The sequence below is a fragment of the Arthrobacter sp. zg-Y20 genome (assembly GCF_030142075.1).
Lineage (GTDB): Bacteria > Actinomycetota > Actinomycetes > Actinomycetales > Micrococcaceae > Arthrobacter_B.
This window is the reverse complement of the sequence record NZ_CP126241.1, coordinates 1,954,716-1,974,759: the sequence shown is the minus strand read 5'-3', so window position 1 is coordinate 1,974,759 and position 20,044 is coordinate 1,954,716. Positions and strand designations below refer to the sequence as shown.

Sequence of the window (20,044 nt, the reverse complement as noted above, 5' to 3'; positions counted from 1 at the left end):
AGGCTAGTCGCCGACGTTTGAATAGGCGACGACGCCGCGGCGCACCAGGCCAATGGCCTCGCGGAGGCGCCGGTACATTGCGGAGGGAAGGTCGGGCACCTTGGCGAGCTGGTCGAGCAGGTCGATCACCTGCTTGGCCCAGCGTACAAAGTCACCTGCCGCCAACTCGGTGCCGTTCAGGGCCACCTGGAGGTGCTTGCCCTTGACCCACTTGTACATGGGCCAGACCAGGCCCAGCTCGGGCTCGCCCGTGAGCGGCAGCTTCGTGGCTTCTTCCAGGTCCGTCAGCTCAGACCACTGCCGGATGACGGCATCCACGGACACTTCGAGCGAGACGCTGGGCATTTTCGGGCGCAGGCCGCGCTCCTCGCGCTTGGCCTGGTACACCAGCGCGGTGGCCAGGCAAGCCAGCTCTGCAGCGTCCAGTTCGTCGAACGCGCCGTTTTCCAGGGCGAGGGCAACCAGGAGGTCCTTTTCACCGTAGATGCGCCGCAGTTTCTGCCCGGCGGGCGTGACCCCGGCGGTCCCGGATCCGTCCACCGCAACGTATCCGTACCGGCTCAGCACATCGCACACCCGATCGAAGGTTTTGGCGATGGTGTTGGTGCGTCCGCGGATCTGTCCCACCAGGTTGTCCGTCTCCCGGCGCAGCTTCCACCAGCGCTCGGCCCAGCGGGCATGGTCTTCGCGTTCGCTGCAGCCGTGGCAGGGGTGGGCCCGCAGCTTCCGGCGCAGTTCGGCGATGGCCTTCTCCTGCCGTTCCGTTCCGGCCGTGCGCAGCTCGTTGGCCCGGGCGGCGGCGGGGCGCGGCGGCCGGTGGTCATGCAGGGCGTTCCGCAGCGACGCGGAGAGGTCCCGGCGGTCCTTGGGTGAGCGGGAGTTGAAGGACTTGGGGATCCGGATGTGGGACACGGATTCGAGCGGACCATCCAGGTCCCCAGAGCTGATGCGCCGGATCTGCTTGTCCTCGGTCAGTACCGCCGGCCGTACCTCGCGGGCGGAAGCATCCACGTCCAGCACCACGGCATGGCCGGAATTACGCCCGCCGGGGATGTAGACAATGTCGCCGGGCCGCAGGTTTTCCAGCGACGCCGCGGCGGAGCTGCGCTTGTTCCGCGCCCGGACCTTGGACGCCGCGTCTTCCAGGTCCGACAGCTGGCGCCGCATGGCAGCGTATTCGCTGAAGTCGCCCAGATGGCAGGTCATGGCTTTTTCGTAGCCGGCCAGCGACTCCTCGCGGGAGCGCACCTGCTTGGCCAGGCCCACCACGGAACGGTCCGCCTGGAACTGTGCGAAGGAAGACTCAAGGATCTCCCGTGCACGTTCGCGGCCGAACTGGGCGATCAGGTTGATGCTCATGTTGTAGGTCGGCCGGAAGCTGGAGTTCAGCGGATAGGTGCGCCGGGACGCCAGGCCGGCGACGGCGGCCGGGTCCGTGCCGGGTTGCCACAGCACTACCGCGTGGCCTTCAACATCGATCCCCCGCCGCCCCGCGCGGCCGGTCAGCTGGGTATATTCACCGGCGGTGATGTCAACGTGCGCTTCACCGTTGAACTTATCCAGTTTCTCCAGCACCACGGACCGGGCGGGCATGTTGATGCCCAGCGCCAGGGTTTCTGTGGCGAACACGGCGCGGACCAGGCCGGCGGCGAAAAGGCGTTCCACCACTTCCTTGAACGTGGGCAGCATCCCCGCGTGGTGGGCGGCGAACCCGCGGACCAATCCCTCGCGCCAGGTCCAGAAGCCCAGCACCTCCAGATCGTCTTCGGGGATGTCCTGGGTGGCTTCATCCACCACCCGCGCTATCTCGTGGCGCTCTTCTTCATCGGTGAGCCAAAGGCCCGAGTCCACGCACTGCCGGACGGCGGCCTCGCAGCCGTTGCGCGAAAAAATGAAGGTAATGGCCGGCAGCAGGCCGTTGCGGTCCAGCTGGGCGATGACCTGCGGGCGGGAGGCACGCTGGATCCGGGTGATCGGGGGTCCGGCCTGCCCGTGTGCGCCGGGACGGCCGCCGCGGTGCCGGTCGCTGCGCCCGCCGCGCGCGCGGGCTCCGCCCCAATGGCCGCGCTGGCTGACCCGTGACTCAGCCCGGGCCAGCTCCATCAGCTCGGGGTTCACCCGGTAGCGTTCCTTGATGCCGGGTGATTCGTCTGCCGCCTCGTCAAAGGACACGTCGGATTCGAACAGGTCGAAGATCTCCCGGCCCACCATCACGTGCTGCCACAGCGGAACAGGACGGTGCTCGGAGACCACCACATCGGTGGAGCCGCGGACGGTGTCCAGCCAGGCGCCGAATTCCTCCGCATTGGACACGGTGGCACTGAGCGAGACCACCTGGACGTCGGAGGGCAGGTGGATGATGACTTCCTCCCAGACCGCGCCGCGGAACCGGTCGGCGAGGTAGTGGACCTCGTCCATGATGACGTAGCCCAGGTCCATCAGGGTCTCCGAGTTGGAGTAGAGCATGTTGCGCAGCACTTCGGTGGTCATCACCACGACGTCGGCGTCGGGGTTGATGCTGGTGTCACCGGTGAGCAGGCCCACCCGTCCGCTGCCGTACGCTGCTGCCAGCTCGGTGTATTTCTGGTTGCTCAGGGCCTTGATGGGGGTGGTGTAGAAGGCTTTCAGGCCCTTCTGCAAGGCAAGGTAGACGGCGAACTCCCCCACCACCGTCTTGCCGGCACCGGTGGGTGCAGCTACCAGGACCCCGCGGCCGGCCTCGAGGGAGCGGCAGGCCTCGGACTGGAAAGCATCCAGTTCGAAGCCCAGCGACTGCTCAAAGACCCCCAGCTCCGTCTTAGCGTGTTCGGAACGTTGTTTTGCGGCAAGGTACCGCTCCGAAGGAGAAGTCATGTACCCAGCCTATGCTCTATGCAAACTGCCCGATGCCATATCGCCGGTGGGCGAACACGGCGGCCCTACAGTTTGTCGATGGGGGTGGCTTTGTCCGCATCGGCTTCGACCGCGGCTTCACGTTCGGTCTCCCGGCGGGCACGCCGGCGGTCGTTGATCAGGCACAGGACCACGGCCAGCGCGAACAGGGCCAGCAGCGGGGCTGCCAGATAGAACATGCTCAGGGCATCGGCGCCCGGCGCGGCCATGGCCGCAAAGAGGCAGATCACGAAAACGGTGATCCGCCAGTACTTGATGATGGTCCTGCCCCGCAGCAGCCCGGCGATATTCAGCCCGACCAGGAAAACGGGGATCAGGAACGCGATGCCGAAGGCCAGCAGCAGCCGCAGGACAAACGCCAGGTACACCGACGCCGTTATAACGTTCGAGCCGCCTTCGGGCGTGAACTCGGTCAGCACCCGCACGGCGTTGGGGAGGATCAGCCAGGCCAGGTACACGCCGGCAAGGAAGAGCGGAACGGCTGCTGCCAAGAACCCCAGGGCCGCCCGTCGTTCCTTGCGCTTGAGGCCCGGTGTGATGAAGGCCCAGGCCTGGTACAGCCAGACCGGGCTGGAGACGAGCAGGCCGACGAAGACGGAGACCTGGATCATCTGGTCGAACGGGGTGGCTACACCCTCGAAGTTGATCGTGGTGAAGCGGCCGTCACTGTTGCCCGCGTCAATGAGCGGCTTGGTCAGGGCCTCGAAAACAGGGAGGTACAGGAAAAAGCCGCCCACGGTGCCAAGCACCACGGCGATGGCGGATTTGAAGAGCCGGTTGCGGAACTCCCGCAGGTGCTCCTTGAGCGCCATCCGCCCTTCGGGGTTGGATTTGCGCCCTTTGCGCAGCGCCACGGCTGCTAGCGGCTGGTTGGCGGGTTACCCGCGGGGCCGGCGGAACCGCCCGGAGTACCCGACGGCGGGGTCTGCCCGGGGAAGAAGGTCTGATCGGCAGCCTTGGGCTGCTGCTCGGGGTTGACCACCCGGCCTTCCATCGGATCCGCGGGGGCCTTGGGATCGTCGTCCTTCATCTGGCGGACCTCGGATTTGAAGATGCGCAGGGACTGGCCCACGCTCCTTGCCAGTCCCGGCAGCTTCGGAGCGCCGAAGAGCAGGATGGCCAATACGATAATGGCAATAAGCTGCCAGCCTTCAAGCCTCATGGCGTTGTCCTTTCGTTAAACAACAATCCTATGTCAGAGTTCCGGGAAGTCGCGCCATGCACGGGGCTGCCCTTTGGCTGTGCGGCGCTCAACCCGGCGCTGCCGGCGCGCCTGGCGGCGGGCGGTCTTGCCCGCTTCGTAGGACTTCCGGGCGGCGGCCGGTTCCGTGAAGATGCCAGGCTTTTCATCCTCGACCACCATGGACGGAACGGTGTCCGGTGTGCGCAGGGAGAACTTGGCCGTGGCGGTTTCGACTTCCCGGAGGACACTGAGGAACCGCTGGAACAGCCGGTAGCCAATGAGGGCATAAAAGCCCGCCGCGCCTGCCGCGAGGGCAAGCCAAATCAGTATCCAGGACCACCAAGGCATAGTTCCAGCATAGTGGAGTATGTATTCCGTGGCGGACTGCCCGTTAGCCGGCCGGATAGTTTCCGGCAGCTTCCTCAAGCCAGGACTGCGCCGCCTCGCGCAGTTCAGCCGGTGCAGCAACCGCCGCCCCGCCGCCAAGCCTGCCCATAAAGGAGGGAATCCAGGCGGCGTCCGCCGTCCGCAGTTCCACCGCGGTGCGCCCGTCCGGCAGTGCGGCCCGGCGCTCGGCGTCGTACGCCTCAGCCACCCACAGGGAGGCCGGGTCCAGTACGAGTGTGACCAAGGTGTCCTGCGGGCCGGGCGTGAACAGGCTGTCCGGGAAGGACGCATCCGTCTCGGGTGCATGGGTGAGGGCAGGGCCGGTGTCCCGGACACCGAGGATCCGGTCAACACGGAAATTGCGCAGCGCTTCGGCCCGGTGGCACCACGCTTCCACGTACCAGATGTTGTCCACGGAGAACAGGCGGCGCGGATCAACCGTGCGGAGGGTGACTTCGTCCCGGCGCGGAACCAGGTACCGCAACTCAAGCTGACGGGCACCGGCAATGGCCTGCTGCAGTTCAACCAGCACGTCTGCCCCGGCGGTGTCGTCAAGGCGTGCCGCCACGGCCGTGCCCACGGCCCCGGCTTCGCCCGCAGCTTCCGTCAGTTTCCCGACGGCGCCTGCCACTGCGGCCGAGGAACCAATGCCCGGCAGCGCGGACAGCGTGTCCAACCCGACAATGAGCGCTGCGGCCTCATCCATGCCGAAGCGCACCGGCTCGGAGAGGTTGTCTGCGTTCTCGATATAGATCCGGTCGTCATCGAAACTGACGTCCATCAACCCGTTGGGGTAATGCCGGGGCCCGCTGACAAACAAAAGGTCCAGGTCCTTGGCCAGCTGTTCCTTGCTCACTCCGAAGGCGGCAGCTGTTTCGTCCATGTCCGCACCCTGGTTGGCCAGGACGTACGGGACCAGGTCGAGCAGCCGGGTGAGGTGGTCCTGTGCGCCGTATCCCGGTCGGCGGGCCGGTGCGGACTGTTCCGCCAGGGTGAATTCCGGCAACGGGCGGCGCTGGGCTTCGAGGGCGCCGGTGAGCGCGTTGCGGACTGCGTCCACGTATTCGGGCGGGTCGACGGCGACGGCGGCCGCCCCGAGCGCGGCGGTGTCGGCGGCAAGCGAGTCGAGGTCGCGCACCTGCAGCAGGAGCCTGTCCCGGCCTCCCGTACCGGGAACCACCGACTGTGCCTGGAGCCGCAGGGCCGTGCCGGTGCCGGGAAGCAGCTCCACCTCAGCCGGGCGGACGGTGAAGACATCATCGAGGGAAGCAAGCGAAGCATCGATGTCAAAGTCTTCGGGCACGGTGTAGCTGCCCGGACGCAGCCGCACTGGTGCCTGCATGCGGGATAGCCGGAAGATCCGCTCGGCACGGCGGTCAAGGTCGTACCCCACTAGGTACCAGTGCCCGAAGCGGCTGCCCATCCCCCAGGGCTGGACCCGGCGGACCGAAACGGTGTCGGACCCGGACGCGCGGTAGCTGAAGGTTACCGGGACCCGGGTGGTGGCAGCACGCCAGATGTCATCGAAGTACGGGTCATTGGTCCGGATGCTCGGCTGCAGCGGGATGCGGCCGGCGTCGTCGGGAAGGACCCCGCGGGCCTGGAGCTTGCGCAGTGCCCGTGCTGCCGCGGAGCCGAGCGAGGCCTGGTCCCACATCCGGGCGGCCAGGGCCAGGACCGCGGACTCTTCCGGGGTGAACTGGACGCCGGGAAGCCGGTACGCGTCGTGCCGGATCCGGTAGCGCTGGACGGTGTTGTCCTCGTATTCCTCGCTGGCGGACTCCACCGGGATGCCCTGCTCGCGCAGGAAGGCCTTGTCCCGGTCAAAGAGTTTTTCGCGGGCCTCGGGCGTGGCGGCTTCTCCGTACAGTTCGATCTCCTCGAACAGTTCATGCTTGGTGAAGCCCCTGCGGGTGGAGAGCAGCGCAATAACGAGGTTGAGCAGGCGTTCGGTTCTCTTGGCGGACACGGAGCTAATCTACCTTCCTTCCGTGCCGCCGGACGAAGAAAGGCGGCGCCGGCCTCCATGTCGGAGGCCGGCGCCGCCGGAACGCAGGGCTAGCGGACGCCGAGCAGGTCCACCACAAAGATCAGCGACTCGCCCGGAGCCACGGCGGAACCTGCGCCGCGGTCGCCGTAAGCCATGGATGCCGGGATTTCCAGCCGGCGGCGGCCGCCGACCTTCATGCCCAGCAGGCCCTGGTCCCAGCCCTGGATGACCTGGCCCACGCCTACCCGGAAGTCCAGCGGAGCGCCGCGGTTCCAAGAGGCATCGAACTCTTCGCCGGTGGAGAAGGCCACGCCCACGTAATGGGTGGAAACCGTGTCTCCGGCCTTCACTTCCTGGCCGTCGCCGACTACGAGATCCTCAATCACGAGGTCCGTGGGTGCGTCGTGGGCCGGAAAATCGATCTCCGGCTTCTGGCGGTCGTATTCACGCTTTCCGAATGACATTGGTGCTCCTCGCATCGGTACAACTGGTGTGTCTGGTGTGTCTGGTGTGTCTGGTGAGTCTGGTGAGTCAGGTGTTAAGGCTACTTGACTTCCTGGATGTCCACTACAAAGGCCAGCGGGCCGGAAGGGCCGCTCTGGGCTGGATCGCCGTAGGCCAATTCGGACGGCAGGACCAGGAGGACCTTTGAGCCCGCCTTCTGGCCGGCCAGGCCGTAGGTCCAGCCGGACACCACGTTGGCCAGCGGGAACTCCACCGGCTCACCGCTTTCGTAGCTGGAATCAAAGGTCTTGCCGTCCCGCAAGCCCACGCCCAGGTAGGCGGCCTTGACCGTGCCGGTGGATTCGAGCACCGGACCGTCGCCCTCTTCGAGGACCTTCACGATGAGGCGGTCGGGTTCCTCCACACCCTCGGGAATGGTGATCGACGGCGTGCCGTCTTCTCCGAAGCTGACCTGCGGGAGCTTTCCTTCGCTGTCCAGGGCTGCAACGTCTTCGGGACTCATGAGCAGCGTGCCTTCGGCATTGCGTGCTGCCGCTTCATCCTGGCTGAGGGAGGGCACGGTATCCACGGCGTCCATGACCGTGAAGACCAGGAAATTGGTTTCAAGTCCGGCTTCTTCGTCGCCCGGAACGTAGTAGGCGAAGTCGGAGCCGACGTGGGCGCCGAGCAGGGCGTCGTAGAGCTGGGAGTTGGAGGATTTCAGGGCCTCGTCCACGGCGATGCCCTGGGCATCCTCCGCGGTGTAGCTTTCATCGACGAGCGAGCCGTCTTCGGGGTTGATGATCGCCAGGCGAAGCATTGCGGTCTGGTCCGCTGCCACTTCCTTGCCGTCACCATCGTTGATGCGTGTCAGGGTGGGTTCGTCCGCGCTGAGCGGCTTGTCGAAATCGACCGTGGGTGCGGTGCCTTCTTCGCCCCCCTGGATCTTCACGGAGGACAGCGGGCCGCTGTCATTGCCGTCGCCGCCGGAGCAGGCGGTCAGGAACAGCAGGAAAGGCAGGAGTATCGCTAGTACTTTACGCACAGTACTTCTTTCAGTGGTGGACATGATCAGTGTGGAACCGGGGCATGGCGCTATCCGGACCGCAACAGGCCCCACACTAACCGGTCCGCCTGAATGAATCCTAGGTGGCGCAGGCGGCAGGCGCGTCACAGGGTCGAGAGCAGGGCCTCCACCCGTTCATCGACTGAGGCAAAGGGGTCCTTGCACAGCACGGTCTGCTGCGCCCGGTCGTTGAGCTTCAAATGCACCCAGTCCACCGTAAAGTCCCGGTTCGCGGCCTTGGCCCGGCGTACAAAGTCACCGCGGAGCTTGGCCCGGGTGGTCTGCGGCGGCTGGTCCACGGCTTCCTTGATGTCGCTGTCCTCGACCACCCGCGCCGTTTCCCCGCGTGCCTGCAGCAGATAGAACAGGCCGCGGCGCCGGGAGATGTCATGGTACGTCAGGTCCACCTGGGACAGGCGCGGGGAGTTCATTTCCAGCCCGTTGCGCTCACTGTACCGGTCCACCAGCTTCTTCTTGATGGCCCAGTCGATCTCGGTGTCGATGCTGGAATGGTCCCCGGACTCAATGGCGTCCAGCGTGCGTTCCCACAGGTCCACCACCCGCCCGGTATGCCGGTTGTGTTCCCCGTTGGCGGAGACGAAGTCCTTGACCCGCTGCAGGTAAATCCGCTGCAGGTCCAGCGGGGTCATGGTGGAACCGTTGGCCAGCTTCAGCGGTTGCCGGCCGGAGAGGTCATGGGATGTTTCCCGGATGCTGCGGATGGGGTTTTCCAGCCGCAGGTCACGCATCAGCACTCCGGCTTCGATCATCCGCAGCATCAGGTCCACCGAGCCGGCCTTGAGCAGCATGGTGGTTTCGGACATGTTCGAGTCCCCGGCGATGACGTGCAGGCGCCGGTAGTGCTCGGCGTCGGCGTGGGGTTCGTCCCGGGTGTTGATGATGGGGCGGGAACGCGTAGTGGCGGAGGAGACACCTTCCCAGATGTGGTCCGCGCGCTGGGAGAAGGCATAGAGGGACCCGGACTGGGTCTTGAGCACCTTGCCGGCACCCACCAGCAGCTGGCGGGTGACCAGGAACGGGATGAGGACGTCAGCCAGCCGGGAGAACTCCAGCCGGCGCGGAATCAGGTAGTTTTCGTGGCTGCCGTAGGAGTTGCCGGCGGAGTCGGTGTTGTTCTTGAAGAGGTAGACGCTGCCGTTGAAGCCTTCTGCCCGCAGCCGTTCCTCCGCCTCGTCCACCAGGTCGTCCAGGATCAGTTCCCCGGCCCGGTCGTGGGCCACCAGCTGCGCCAGGTCGTCACATTCGGCGGTGGCGTACTCGGGGTGGGATCCGACGTCGAGGTACAGCCGGGAGCCGTTGGTGAGGAAGACATTCGAGGAGCGTCCCCAGCTGACCACCTTGCGGAAGAGATAGCGTGCCACTTCCTCCGGGGACAGCGGGCGTGAGTCCGGGCCCGAGTAGGCGATGCCGAACTCGGTTTCCACCCCGTAGATCCTGCGGTCCATCAGTCTCCTTCCGCGCCGGACAGCAAGCGGTCCAGCTCAACGGTGTTTATCCTGCGGAACGCCCTGACGGTGCCGCGGGTCGAGAGCGGGTCCCGGTCCAGCACTGCCACTTCCAGCAGCCCGGCCCCCAGCCGGTCCGGAGGCTGGCCCCCGCCGTTGCCCTCCGGGGTCCGCGTGGCGGAGAGGGCGGTAACAGCTGTGCGGATGGCGGAGACGAAGCCGGCGTCCTGGTTCCAAGACCGGGCCAGGGCCTCTTTGACAATGTCGGCCTGCCCGCCCATCACGGTGTAGTTGCTTTCGTCGGCGATGGCACCGTCGAAGTTGAGCCGGTAGAGGCGGTCCGAATAGGGGTCCTCCCCCACCTCCACCACGGCTAGTTCAACTTCGAAGGGCTTGCCCTCGGTGGTGAACACCGAGCCCAGGCTCTGCGCGTAGACGCTGGCGAGGCCCCGCGCGGACACATCCTCGCGGGAATAGGAATAACCGCGAACGTCCGCGAACCGGATGCCGGCCTGGCGCAGGGACTCAAACTCGTTGTACTTGCCGACGGCGGCGAAACCGATGCGGTCATAGATTTCGCTGAGCTTGTGCAGGGACGGCGAGGGGTTTTCGGCCACCAGCGCAATGCCTTCCCTGCAGGTCAGCACCACCACCGACCGTCCCCTGGCAATGCCTTTCCGGGCAAAGTCTGCCCGGTCCTTCATCAGCTGTTCGGGCGACACATAGAACTGCTGGGTCACGGCTACGCCTCCAGCCCGGCGGCGGAGCGCCGTTGAACGAGCTCACGGGCAAGTTCCTGCAGTTCCCGCTCGGGGATTTCCCGATTGCCGGCGCTGTTGACCACGTAGACCACCGGCCACAGCCGGCGCACCATGTCCGGTCCGCCGGTGGCAGAGTCGTCATCGGCGGCGTCGTAAAGGGACTCCACCGCCACGGCCACCGCCGACTCTTCGTCCAGGTTCGGCTGCCACAGCTTTTTCAGGGCGCCGCGGGCAAAGACCGAACCGGAGCCCACGCTGTGGTGCTCATATTCCTCGTACCGGCCGCCGGTGACGTCGTAGGAGAACAGCCGGCCCGCCCGGCGCTGGGTGTCGTACCCGGCGAACAGCGGAACCACTGCGAGCCCCTGCAGGGCCAGCGGCAGGTTCGAACGGACCATGGCAGCGAGCCGGTTGGACTTTCCGTCCAGGCTCATGGGCGTGCCCTCGATCTTTTCGTAGTGCTCCAGTTCCACCTGGAACAGCCGGATCATATCCAGGGCCAGCCCCGCGGTGCCGGCGATGCCCAGCACCGAGTAGTTGTCCGCGGGAAAGACCTTCTTGATGTGCCGGGAGGCGATCATGTTGCCCATGGTGGCCCGCCGGTCTCCGGCCATCAGCACCCCGCCGGCGTAGGTGAGCGAGACGATGGTGGTGGCCTGCGGCGCCAGCGAAGCCGCGGAACCCTGCGATGAGGGCCCCAGCGACCGGGCGGAGGGCAGCAGGCCGGGGTTGTGGCGTTCCAGATGGTCGGTGAACGATGCGGAGGCGGCGGTGTCGATGGCGGCGGCGGGGTCCCGGGGGGCCATCCGTCACTGACCGCCCTTCTGGATGAAGCCGCGGACAAACTCTTCGGCGTTGCTCTCCAGCACGCCGTCGATTTCGTCCAGCAGATCGTCCACGCCTTCGGTTTCGGCGGATGCTTCCGCTTCGGCGGCAGGCGGCGGGGCGGTTTCGGTTTCTTCTTCTACGGGATGCGTTCCGGTGTTTTTGCGGTCCTGGGTTGCCATGATGCTTAGCCCTTTCTTGCCCGGGGGTTGAATCCTAGTCCTATGGTGCCACGGTGCCCTCTGAACCGGTCAGGAGTCTGGCCACAAAATCCTCGGCATCGGCCGAAGCGCGGAACAGTTCCTCCGTAAGCTCGCGGGTACCGCGCAGCGGTTCGCGGGTAGGGATGCGCTGCAGCCGCCGGCGGGAGGGCAGTTCGAAGATGATCGAGTCCCAGCTCGCACCGATGACTTCCCGGGGGAACCGGGTCAGGCAGTTCCCGCGGAAATACGCGCGGGTATCCTCCGGCGGGTGGGTGACGGCACGGGCAATTTCCGCATCCGTCAGGATCCGCTCCATCTGCCCGCGGGCTGCCAGCCGGTAGTACAGTCCCTTTTCCGGCCGCATGTCCGCGTACTGCAGGTCCACCAGGTGCAGCCGTGCATCGGACCAGGACAAACCGTCGCGGTCCCGGTAGGCCTGCAGCAGTTTGAGCTTGGCTGCCCAGTCCACTGAAGCGGACGCCTCCAGGGGGTCCCGCTTCAGTGTTCCCAGCAGGGCGGACCAGCGGGCCAGGATGTCCTCGGTGTCGGCATCGGTTCCGCCGGTGGCGCGGGCATGCTCCGCGGCAGCTTCGAAGTAGATCTCCTGGAGGTCCAGCCCGGTGACCATACGCCCGTCCTTCAGCTCCACCAGCTGTTCCAGGGCCGGATCATGGCTGATGGCCTGCAGCGAGCCCACCGGGTCCCGCAGTTCCAGGTCCGGGGCGGTACCGGCCTCGATCATGGACAGCACCAGGGACGTGGTGCCGGTCTTCAGCAGCGCGGACACCTCGCTGAGGTTCGCGTCCCCGATTATCACGTGCAGGCGCCGGTATTTCTCCGCCACGGCATGCGGCTCGTCACGGGTGTTGATGATGGGACGCCGGATGGTGGTTTCCAGCCCCACCTCCGTTTCGAAGAAATCCGCCCGCTGGCTGAGCTGGAAGCCCTGGCGCTGGTTGTTGGTGCCGATGCCCACCCGCCCGGAACCGGCAATCACCTGGCGCGAGACGAAGAACGGCACCAGGCCGCGGACCAGGGCACCGAAGGGAACGCTCCGGGGCACCAGGTAGTTCTCGTGGGAACCGTAGGACACCCCCTTGTTGTCGGTGTTGTTCTTGTACAGGTGAACCGGCGCGAACCCGGGCATCCGGCCAATGTGCCGCATGGCCGCCAGCACCACGGCGTCGCCGGCCTTGTCCCACAGCACCGCATCGCGGGGGCGCGTGACTTCCGGAGAGGAGTACTCGGGATGGGCATGGTCCACGTACAGCCGCGCCCCGTTGCCGAGCACCATGTTCATCAGCACCGGGTTGTCAGTGGTCTGCTCGCCATACAGCGCCGCCGGTCCCCCGCCCTCCATGGCAATCTGTTCGGCGTCCAGTACGGGCGGTTCGTCCGTCAGTTGGGTCGGGTCCGCGGCCGCCCGGGGCACGGCGTAACCCCGGGCGTCGTTCAGCGGCGCCTCGTCGGTATAGTCCCACCGCGTGCCGGAAAGGTTGCCCGCCCCGGAGCGCAGCGTGGCCGCGTAGGCGTTGACGATCTGGCTGGACAGGACGGTGGCATTGGCGGAGGGCAGGGACGGAGCGAGCACGCCGTACTCGGTCTCCGTCCCCATCACCCTGCGGACGGTCACAGATACTGTCCCGGGTTGGCCGCGGTTTCGATGGTCCGGCCGGGTTCCTGGCCGGCCTTGCCCTGGACAATGGTGCGGATGTAGGTGATGCGCTCGCCCTTCTTCCCCGAAATCCGTGCCCAGTCGTCCGGGTTGGTGGTGTTGGGCATGTCCTCGTGCTCGCGGAACTCGTCCACCACGGCGCGCATCAGGTGCTCAATGCGCAGGCCCCGCTGGTGCAGCTGAAGCAGGTCCTTGATGGCGTACTTCTTCGCCCGGTCCACGACGTTCTGGATGACGGCGCCGGAGTTGAAATCCTTGAAGTAGAGCATCTCGGTGTCGCCGTTTGCGTAGGTGACCTCCAGGTACTCGTTTGCCTTGTCCTCGGCGTACATTTTTTCCACGGTGCGCCGGACCATTTCCCCGACTGTTGCCACCGGGTCGTAGCCGTGCTCCGCGAGGTCTTCCCGGTGCAGCGGAAGGTCCGGTGTGAGGTACTTGCCGAAGATTTCTGCGGCGCCTTCGGCGTCGGGACGCTGGATCTTGATTTTGACGTCCAGCCGGCCCGGCCGCAGGATGGCCGGATCGATCATGTCCTCCCGGTTGGAGGCACCGATCACTATGACGTTCTCCAGCTTCTCCACGCCGTCGATCTCGCTGAGCAGCTGCGGAACAATGGTGGTCTCGACGTCGGAGGACACCCCGGTGCCGCGCGTGCGGAAGAGGGAGTCCATTTCGTCGAAGAAGACCACCACGGGGCTGCCGTCCGAAGCCTTCTCCCGGGCGCGGCCGAAAATCAGCCGGATGTGCCGCTCGGTCTCCCCCACATACTTGTCCAGCAGTTCCGGGCCCTTGATGTTCAGGAAGTAGCTGCGGGCGCCCAGTGTCCCGTTCTGTTCCATGACACGGGCGGCCAGGGCGTGGGCCACGGCCTTCGCGATGAGCGTTTTGCCGCACCCCGGAGGGCCGTAAAGCAGGATCCCCTTGGGCGGTTTCAGCCCGTGCTCGCGGTAGAGGTCCGGATGCATGAACGGCAGCTCCACGGCGTCGCGGATCTGTTCGATCTGCGGGCCCAGCCCGCCGATATCGGCGTAGGAGATATCCGGAACTTCCTCCAGGACCAGGTTCTCCACTTCGCTGCGCGGAATTTTCTCCAGCGCGTAGCCGATGCGGGTATCCACGGTCAGCGCGTCCCCCACCCGCACCTTGTCCCTGCTGAGGGGGCCGTTGAGCCGGACCACCCGTTCGTCGTCGGCGCGTCCGATGACCAGGACCCGGTCCGGGTCCAGCAGTTCCTTGACCGTGAACAGTTCGCCGGCCCGTTCAAAACCGAGCGCCGCGATGACGGTGAGGGACTCGTTAAGCAGCACCTCCTGGCCCGGGACGATTTGTCCCAGGTCCAGGAGCGGTGAAACCGCCACCCTCAGCTTGCGCCCGGACTGGATGATGTCCAGGCTTTCCTGCACCGATGCCGTGGTGGTCACTCCCGGCTCGGCGTCCCGGCGCTGGTTCACTCCGATCACGGTGCCGAAGCTGAACGGTGTGGCGCCCTCATTCTCCAGTGCATCCTTCAACCGGATGATTTCGGATTTTGCGGTTTCAAGCATGGCTACGAGCCGCGCGTTGTTGTGCGTCAGGGCAGCAAGCTGCCGGTCCAGGTTCCGGAGTTTATCCCGGAGCACATTCAACTGGCGTGCTTCGGCCGCTGTTCCGGCAGAAGCCGGAACAGCGTGGGATTCCCCGGTCCCGGGTGCGACGTTTTCGGGTTCAGCCATGGTACCGACCGCCTTCACATAGCTCTGGGTCTGTCCTTCGACAGTAACCCAGCGCTGCGTGAGATACACGGGGTCCGGCGTCTTGTGTTTCGCCGGCTACCCGTTAAGGGGTGTCGGTCTCCTGCTGGAACTTTTCGGCGTTTTCGAGGGCTCCGCGCTGCACTGTGGAGCTCGCGTCCTTGGCCGCCCGGCGCAGCTTGTGGGCTGATACTTCGCGTTCCCCCACTGCTGCGGGTGTCCACGCGTTGAGGTCCTCTTCGCTGAAATTGGTCTTGGAGGCGCGGCGCTTGGCCACCAGTCCGGTGGCGCCTTCGGCCAGCCGGCGGGCGGTCAGCAGGAAGCCCGTGTGGGCCACCATCCGGTGGTCCGGGCGGACTGCGAGGCCTTCAAGGTGCCAGCCGCGGACCATGGACTCCCAGCCGTCCGGCTCGGTGAAGCGGCCGTCGGCGCGGATGGCCTCCGCCGTGCGGGAGAGCTGGGTGACCGTGGCAACGTAGGAGATCCACACCCCGCCCGGGGCCAGGACAGTGGCGACGGCGTCGGTGCACTCCCACGGGGCGAGCATGTCCAGGACCACGCGGTCCACGCTGCCCGGCTCTTCGGCCTTGACCACTTCGTCCTGGAAATCCCCCAGGGTGATGTTCCAGGCCGGGTGCGGGCCGCCGAAGAAGGTTTCCACGTTGCCGCGTGCGATCTGCGCGAACTCCTCCCGGCGCTCGAACGAGTGCAGGCTGCCTTTGTCGCCTACGGCGCGCAGCAGCGAGATGCTCAGCGCACCGGATCCAACGCCGGCTTCGACTACCCGTGCACCGGGGTAGATGTCCGCCATGGTGACGATCTGCGCGGCGTCCTTGGGATAGACCACTGCGGCACCGCGGGGCATGGACAGTACGAAGTCCGAGAGCAGCGGGCGCAGGACCTGGTACTGGTGGCCGGCGGTGTTGGATACTACGGAACCTTCGGGCAGCCCGATCAGGGTGTCGTGCTGAAGGTACCCGCGGTGGGTGTGGAAGGCGCCGCCTTCGGTGAGGGTGATGGTGTTGCGCCGGCCCTTTTCGTCGGTGAGCTGGACCCGTTCCCCGGGCTTCAGCGGTCCCCTGCGGATATCGGCGCCGTGGGGTGCAGCGCCGGCGGCCTGCTCCTGGTTATCGGAGTTCATGGATCTTCCTTTGGTTCTCTTGCGGGTATGTAACGGGCAACGGCGGTGCCGGGCCCGTAAGGAGGTGTGTGGCGGCCGGCCCTAGCGGGGCGGGCGGGCGGGTTTGCCGGTCACGGCGGTGACGACGGCGGCCTGGCGCAGCAGGCCCGTGACGGCGCCGTCACTGTCAATGACCGCGTATTCGCTTCCCTGCAGTTTGGCCAGGTAGGAGACCAGTTCCTGGCCGGCCGCGGCTTCGGGCACATAAGCGCCGGGCGCCAGCGGGCGGGCCACGGACTGCACGGGTATCTGTTCGGCCGTGCCGGGGGGAACGGAGGCCAGGGCATCCCGGTCCACCACCGCTTCGGGCTGGCCGGTGGCGGCGGTGACCACCACGGCGGTTCCCGGGTGCTGTTCGGCCAGATGCCGGGCGGCAGCCGCCGTAGAACCGGCGGGCAGGGAGACCGCAGGTTCCATCAGCGCGGAGGCAGCAACCCGGGGCAGGCGCAGGCGCAGCCGGGCATTGGTGATGGCCGCTCCCGCCCCCATCCACAGGAAGCCTGAGAGCAGGGCAGCCACCAGGACCAGGCTGAGGGTGGGCGTATCGCCGCGCATATAGGGCGGAATGAACAGCAGCCCCAGGATCAGGACAACAATGATCCGGCCGGCCCAGCCTGCCGCAATCGTGCCCCGTTCCTGCGAGCCGGTGGCTTTCCAGACGGCGCTTTCCACAATCCGGCCGCCGTCCAGCGGCAGGCCCGGAAGGACGTTGAAAACGGCCACGAGGAGGTTGGCGTAGGTGAAAACGGCTGCGACCAGCCAGCCCACCGTGCCGGAGGGAAGGATCCTCAGTACCCCGTAGCCGGCCAGGGCCAGCAGGAAATTCGCAGCCGGTCCGGCCAGCGCCACCAGCAGGGACCTGCCCGGTGTGGAGCGAAGGTCACCGAACTGGGTGTGTCCGCCCCACAGGGTCAAGACGATCTTCGTGGTGGGCCAGCGGTAGGCACGCGCAATGAGTGCGTGGGCAACCTCGTGCGCGAGTACCGACAGCAGGAGCAGGATGGCGTAGCCAAAGGCAACAGCGTAGGCGCCGGTCCCGAGGTTCGGGAAGAACTGCCGCACCTGGGGCCCGAACACGGCCACAATAAGCGCGGCAACCAGGAACCAGGAATAGGCCAGGATGATCGGCACCCCGGCAATGCTGCCCAGCGCGATGCCTTCCCGGCGGGCGGTGCCGCCGGGCCCGCTGCTGCTCACCTGGCGGGCTCCGGAACGGGACCCGAAAGCAGGAGCAGCAGGTCGCGGATGCCGCGCCCGGCCAGGGTGTCCCATTCATGCCGGACGGTCCCTGCCGGCAGCGGTACGAAGTTGGGTACTCCCAGTGTGGAAAGTCCGGCCGCCTGTGCGGAGGCGGCACCGGGCAGGGAGTCTTCGACGGCCACGATGCCGGTTTTCTCCAGTCCGGGAAGGGCTGCCGCCATGGTGTCGAAGGCCAGCTGGTAGGGCTCGGGGTCCGGCTTGCCTGCGCTGACCATGTCTCCGGTGACCACCACATCGAAGGTGCCTGCCGGCAGGGCCCGGACAATTTCCCGGGCCAGGACGGGTTCGGACATGGTCACCATGGCGCAGGGAATATCCGCCTGGCGCAGTTCTGCCAGCAGCTCACGCGCGCCGGGCCGCCAGGGTACAGCGAGGCGGACCTGCTCGGTGACCTGCCCGATCAGCCGGTCGATGATCTCCCGCACAGCCAGGGGCACGCCGGCGTTGCGGAGCATTCCGGCTGAGAATTCAAGGGCCTGGCCCACCATGGCCTCCGCCTGCGCTTCGGTCCACTCGATGCCGTAAGCGGCCGTGAGGTCTTTTTCGGCGGCGATCCAGTAGGGCTCTGTGTCAACGAGGGTGCCGTCCATATCCCAGAACACGGCCTGCAGGGTCGGGGCGGCATGGCTGCGGGCGGAATGGTCTGCGGGAAGTGTGGGCATGCCCTAAGTCTAAGGGGCGGCGCGGACCGGCGTTTCTTTTGCTCTGCGCGAAGCGCCCTGACCCGGTCCTGACACAGGGTGAAACGGGGCATAGTGTGATCATGTGAGCACTACCGACGGCTTCCCGGCAACCGGGCTGCAGGACTTTTTTGGCGATGAGACTTCCCCCGAACGCGTCACCGTGATGCTGGCGGCGTTCGAGGGCTGGAACGATGCAGGTGAAGCTGCCTCGGACGCGCTGAAATTCCTCCACCGGCACTGGGACAGCGAAAAAATTGCCAGTATCGACGCCGATGAGTACTACGACTTCCAGTTCACCCGGCCGGCCATCAAGCGAACGGCCTCCGGCGGTCACCGGATCAAGTGGCCGACCACCCGGATCTCCCGCGCCGAGGTCCCGGACAGCAACCTTGACGTCATCTTCGTGACCGGGGTGGAGCCCTCCTATAAGTGGCGGGCCTACACCGCCGAACTTATTGCCTTAGCCAAGGAACTGGACGTGGACTGCATAGTGCTTGCCGGCGCACTGCTGGCCGATGTGCCGCACTCGCGTCCCATCCCGGTAACGGCCACCTGCGAGGAACCGGACCTGCAGGAAAGCCTGAGCCTGGAGGAGTCCGCCTACGAGGGACCCATCGGCATTGTGGGCGTGGTCTCGGAGATGGCAAACCTCGCGGACATTCCCTCCGTCTCGCTGTGGGCGGCCGTGCCCCACTATGTGGGGCAGGCTCCCTCACCCAAGGCGCAGCTGGCACTGCTCAACCGGATCGAAGAGCTCCTGCAGGTTCCCCTGGACACCCGCCTGATCACCGAAGAGGCCGAGGCGTGGGAACGCGGGGTGGACGAGCTGGCCACCGAGGACCCCGAAGTGGCCGCCTACGTCCGCCAGCTGGAAGAGGCCAAGGACACCGCCGAGCTCCCCGAGGCCAGCGGTGAATCCATTGCCCGCGAGTTCGAGCGTTACCTGAAGCGGCGCCGGCGGGACTGACCTGCGCTAGAGGCGGATGCCCAGCAGGGCATCCAGTGCGGCGGAGACCAGCTCTCCCCCGGCCGGTGTCCCCGCAGGGACGGTGGCCAGTGCCGCCGCGGCCCAGGCGTCGGCGGCCTGGAGTGCGGCAGGGGCATTAAGGTCATCGGCCAGTGCTTCGCGGATCCGTGCGAGCAGGCCTTCGGCCGCACTCTCGTCCGTGAACTCCAGTGCGTGCCGCCAGCGGCTGAGGCGTTCCTCCGCCGACCGCAGCTGATCTTCGGTCCAGAACCAGTCGGTGCGGTAGTGGTGGGAGAGCAGGACCAGGCGGATGGCTGCCGGTTCCACCCCCTCGGCGCGCAGACGCGAAACCAGGACCAGGTTGCCCAGGGACTTGCTCATTTTCTCGCCGTCCAGGCCCACCATGCCCGCGTGCGCATAGTGGGAGGCCAGCGGGGTTCCGGCACTGGCGTAGGCGTGCCCGGCACTCATTTCGTGGTGCGGGAACACCAGGTCCGAGCCGCCGGCCTGAACCGTGAACGGGCGGGGCAGGAACCGCTGGGCAATGACCGAACACTCAATGTGCCAGCCGGGCCGGCCCTGGCCCAGCCGCCCGCCGTCCCAGGACGGTTCCCCGGTCCGGGCCTGGCGCCACAGCAGCGGATCCAGGGCGTTGCGCTTGCCCGGACGGTCCGGATCTCCGCCCCGTTCGGCGAACACCGGAAGCATGGCTTCGCGGTTCAGGTGCGAGACCTGGCCAAGCCACCACGCATCGGGGTCTTCCTGGGCGAGCCGGGAGGCGGCGTCGACGTCGAAGTACAGATCGCCGTCGGGCTCCCCCGCGGTTCCGGGAACCCGGTAGGCCAGTCCGCGGTCCATCAGGTCCTCCACCACCGGAACAATCCACTCCACGGCCTCGACGGCACCAATGTAGTGGTCCGGGGCCAAAACGTTCAGGGCCTCCATGTCATCCCGGAAGAGCTGGGTCTGCTCCTGGGCCAGCTTGCGCCAGTCGGCACCGGTGGCGTTGGCGCGTTCCAGCAGCGGATCGTCGACGTCGGTGACGTTCTGCACGTACCGGACGGTGTATCCGGCGTCGCGCCACTGGCGGTTCAGCAGGTCGAACGCAACGTAGGTGGAGGCATGGCCCATATGGGTCGCGTCGTAGGGGGTGATCCCGCAGACGTACATGCTCGCGTCTGAATCCGGCTGCACGGTCACCGGCGCCTGCGCGGCGGTGTCGTAGAGGCGGACGTTGGTCGACGTACCGGGCAGAGTGGGCAGGGAGGGGGATTTCCAGGCAATCACGCTATCAACTCTACTGGGCGCGGCCTCCGGCCGCTGACGGTCCCG

At 66.6% G+C, this 20,044-nt stretch carries 17 protein-coding genes and 1 pseudogene; 1 reads left to right on the top strand and 17 read right to left on the bottom strand.

Going from position 1 to position 20,044, the window contains the following annotated elements:
- Nucleotides 1–3: 3 nt before the first annotated feature.
- The 16 genes and pseudogenes from QNO06_RS09440 to QNO06_RS09365 all read right to left on the bottom strand — a co-directional run bounded on the left by QNO06_RS09440 (nt 4) and on the right by QNO06_RS09365 (nt 17,724).
- Complete coding sequence (locus QNO06_RS09440; protein ID WP_227911398.1) at nt 4–2,853, bottom strand: DEAD/DEAH box helicase; 2,850 nt, start codon at nt 2,851–2,853, stop codon at nt 4–6.
- A gap of 65 nt (nt 2,854–2,918) precedes the next feature.
- Nucleotides 2,919–3,746 (bottom strand): twin-arginine translocase subunit TatC, encoded by an 828-nt coding sequence (gene tatC / locus QNO06_RS09435; RefSeq protein WP_227911397.1) that lies wholly within the window; start codon nt 3,744–3,746, stop codon nt 2,919–2,921.
- A 5-nt stretch (nt 3,747–3,751) separates the two neighbouring features.
- Nucleotides 3,752–4,054 carry a Sec-independent protein translocase subunit TatA gene (tatA, locus tag QNO06_RS09430; protein WP_227911396.1) on the bottom strand — a complete coding sequence of 101 codons (303 nt, stop codon included), beginning with the start codon at nt 4,052–4,054 and terminating at the stop codon, nt 3,752–3,754.
- A 33-nt stretch (nt 4,055–4,087) separates the two neighbouring features.
- On the bottom strand, nt 4,088–4,423 hold the full coding sequence (locus QNO06_RS09425) for a hypothetical protein (RefSeq protein WP_227911395.1): 336 nt from the start codon (nt 4,421–4,423) through the stop codon (nt 4,088–4,090).
- A gap of 43 nt (nt 4,424–4,466) precedes the next feature.
- Nucleotides 4,467–6,431: a helix-turn-helix transcriptional regulator gene (locus tag QNO06_RS09420; protein WP_227911394.1), complete on the bottom strand. Its 1,965-nt coding sequence runs from the start codon at nt 6,429–6,431 to the stop codon at nt 4,467–4,469.
- Between the two features lie 89 nt (nt 6,432–6,520).
- Complete coding sequence (locus tag QNO06_RS09415) at nt 6,521–6,916, bottom strand: FKBP-type peptidyl-prolyl cis-trans isomerase (protein WP_227911393.1); 396 nt, start codon at nt 6,914–6,916, stop codon at nt 6,521–6,523.
- An 80-nt stretch (nt 6,917–6,996) separates the two neighbouring features.
- Nucleotides 6,997–7,941 carry an FKBP-type peptidyl-prolyl cis-trans isomerase gene (locus QNO06_RS09410; protein ID WP_227911392.1) on the bottom strand — a complete coding sequence of 315 codons (945 nt, stop codon included), beginning with the start codon at nt 7,939–7,941 and terminating at the stop codon, nt 6,997–6,999.
- A gap of 125 nt (nt 7,942–8,066) precedes the next feature.
- The gene (pafA, locus tag QNO06_RS09405; RefSeq protein WP_227911391.1) at nt 8,067–9,428 is read right to left on the bottom strand and encodes a Pup--protein ligase; all 1,362 of its coding nucleotides are present in this window, start codon (nt 9,426–9,428) and stop codon (nt 8,067–8,069) included.
- A complete protein-coding gene (gene prcA / locus QNO06_RS09400; RefSeq protein ID WP_227911390.1) occupies nt 9,428–10,168 on the bottom strand; it encodes a proteasome subunit alpha in 741 nt (246 codons plus the stop codon). The genes pafA and prcA overlap by 1 nt, the downstream gene beginning before the upstream one ends.
- Before the next feature lie 2 nt (nt 10,169–10,170).
- On the bottom strand, nt 10,171–10,995 hold the full coding sequence (prcB, locus tag QNO06_RS09395) for a proteasome subunit beta (RefSeq protein WP_227911389.1): 825 nt from the start codon (nt 10,993–10,995) through the stop codon (nt 10,171–10,173).
- Between the two features lie 3 nt (nt 10,996–10,998).
- Complete coding sequence (locus tag QNO06_RS09390; RefSeq protein WP_227911388.1) at nt 10,999–11,196, bottom strand: ubiquitin-like protein Pup; 198 nt, start codon at nt 11,194–11,196, stop codon at nt 10,999–11,001.
- Nucleotides 11,197–11,236: 40 nt separating this feature from the next.
- Complete coding sequence (dop, locus tag QNO06_RS09385; protein WP_227911586.1) at nt 11,237–12,832, bottom strand: depupylase/deamidase Dop; 1,596 nt, start codon at nt 12,830–12,832, stop codon at nt 11,237–11,239.
- 14 nt (nt 12,833–12,846) lie between these two features.
- Nucleotides 12,847–14,538, bottom strand: a pseudogene (gene arc / locus QNO06_RS09380) (proteasome ATPase); the annotation flags it as partial.
- Between the two features lie 169 nt (nt 14,539–14,707).
- Nucleotides 14,708–15,763, bottom strand: coding sequence for a tRNA (adenine-N1)-methyltransferase (locus QNO06_RS09375; protein WP_227911386.1), 1,056 nt, complete (start codon nt 15,761–15,763; stop codon nt 14,708–14,710).
- 81 nt (nt 15,764–15,844) lie between these two features.
- Nucleotides 15,845–16,999: a site-2 protease family protein gene (locus QNO06_RS09370; protein WP_227911385.1), complete on the bottom strand. Its 1,155-nt coding sequence runs from the start codon at nt 16,997–16,999 to the stop codon at nt 15,845–15,847.
- Complete coding sequence (locus QNO06_RS09365; RefSeq protein WP_227911384.1) at nt 16,996–17,724, bottom strand: HAD family hydrolase; 729 nt, start codon at nt 17,722–17,724, stop codon at nt 16,996–16,998. Before QNO06_RS09365 ends, QNO06_RS09370 begins: the two co-directional genes overlap by 4 nt.
- 136 nt (nt 17,725–17,860) lie before the next feature.
- On the opposite strand from QNO06_RS09365, the gene QNO06_RS09360 reads away from it, so the two are divergent.
- The gene (locus QNO06_RS09360) at nt 17,861–18,712 is read left to right on the top strand and encodes a PAC2 family protein (RefSeq protein WP_227911585.1); all 852 of its coding nucleotides are present in this window, start codon (nt 17,861–17,863) and stop codon (nt 18,710–18,712) included.
- Nucleotides 18,713–18,718: 6 nt separating this feature from the next.
- Here the strand turns inward: QNO06_RS09360 and mshC are convergent, their stop codons facing one another.
- Nucleotides 18,719–19,999, bottom strand: a complete 1,281-nt coding sequence (mshC, locus tag QNO06_RS09355; RefSeq protein ID WP_227911383.1) for a cysteine--1-D-myo-inosityl 2-amino-2-deoxy-alpha-D-glucopyranoside ligase — start codon at nt 19,997–19,999, stop codon at nt 18,719–18,721.
- Between the last annotated feature and the right edge of the window lie 45 nt (nt 20,000–20,044).

Coding starts and splice junctions, on each gene's coding strand:
- QNO06_RS09440 (WP_227911398.1), bottom strand. CDS start 2,853: ATGACTTCTCCTTCGGAGCGGTACCTTGCCGCAAAACAACGTTCCGAA.
- tatA (WP_227911396.1), bottom strand. CDS start 4,054: ATGAGGCTTGAAGGCTGGCAGCTTATTGCCATTATCGTATTGGCCATC.
- QNO06_RS09425 (WP_227911395.1), bottom strand. CDS start 4,423: ATGCCTTGGTGGTCCTGGATACTGATTTGGCTTGCCCTCGCGGCAGGC.
- QNO06_RS09415 (WP_227911393.1), bottom strand. CDS start 6,916: ATGTCATTCGGAAAGCGTGAATACGACCGCCAGAAGCCGGAGATCGAT.
- pafA (WP_227911391.1), bottom strand. CDS start 9,428: ATGGACCGCAGGATCTACGGGGTGGAAACCGAGTTCGGCATCGCCTAC.
- prcB (WP_227911389.1), bottom strand. CDS start 10,995: ATGGCCCCCCGGGACCCCGCCGCCGCCATCGACACCGCCGCCTCCGCA.
- QNO06_RS09390 (WP_227911388.1), bottom strand. CDS start 11,196: ATGGCAACCCAGGACCGCAAAAACACCGGAACGCATCCCGTAGAAGAA.
- dop (WP_227911586.1), bottom strand. CDS start 12,832: ATGGGGACGGAGACCGAGTACGGCGTGCTCGCTCCGTCCCTGCCCTCC.
- QNO06_RS09375 (WP_227911386.1), bottom strand. CDS start 15,763: ATGAACTCCGATAACCAGGAGCAGGCCGCCGGCGCTGCACCCCACGGC.
- QNO06_RS09365 (WP_227911384.1), bottom strand. CDS start 17,724: ATGCCCACACTTCCCGCAGACCATTCCGCCCGCAGCCATGCCGCCCCG.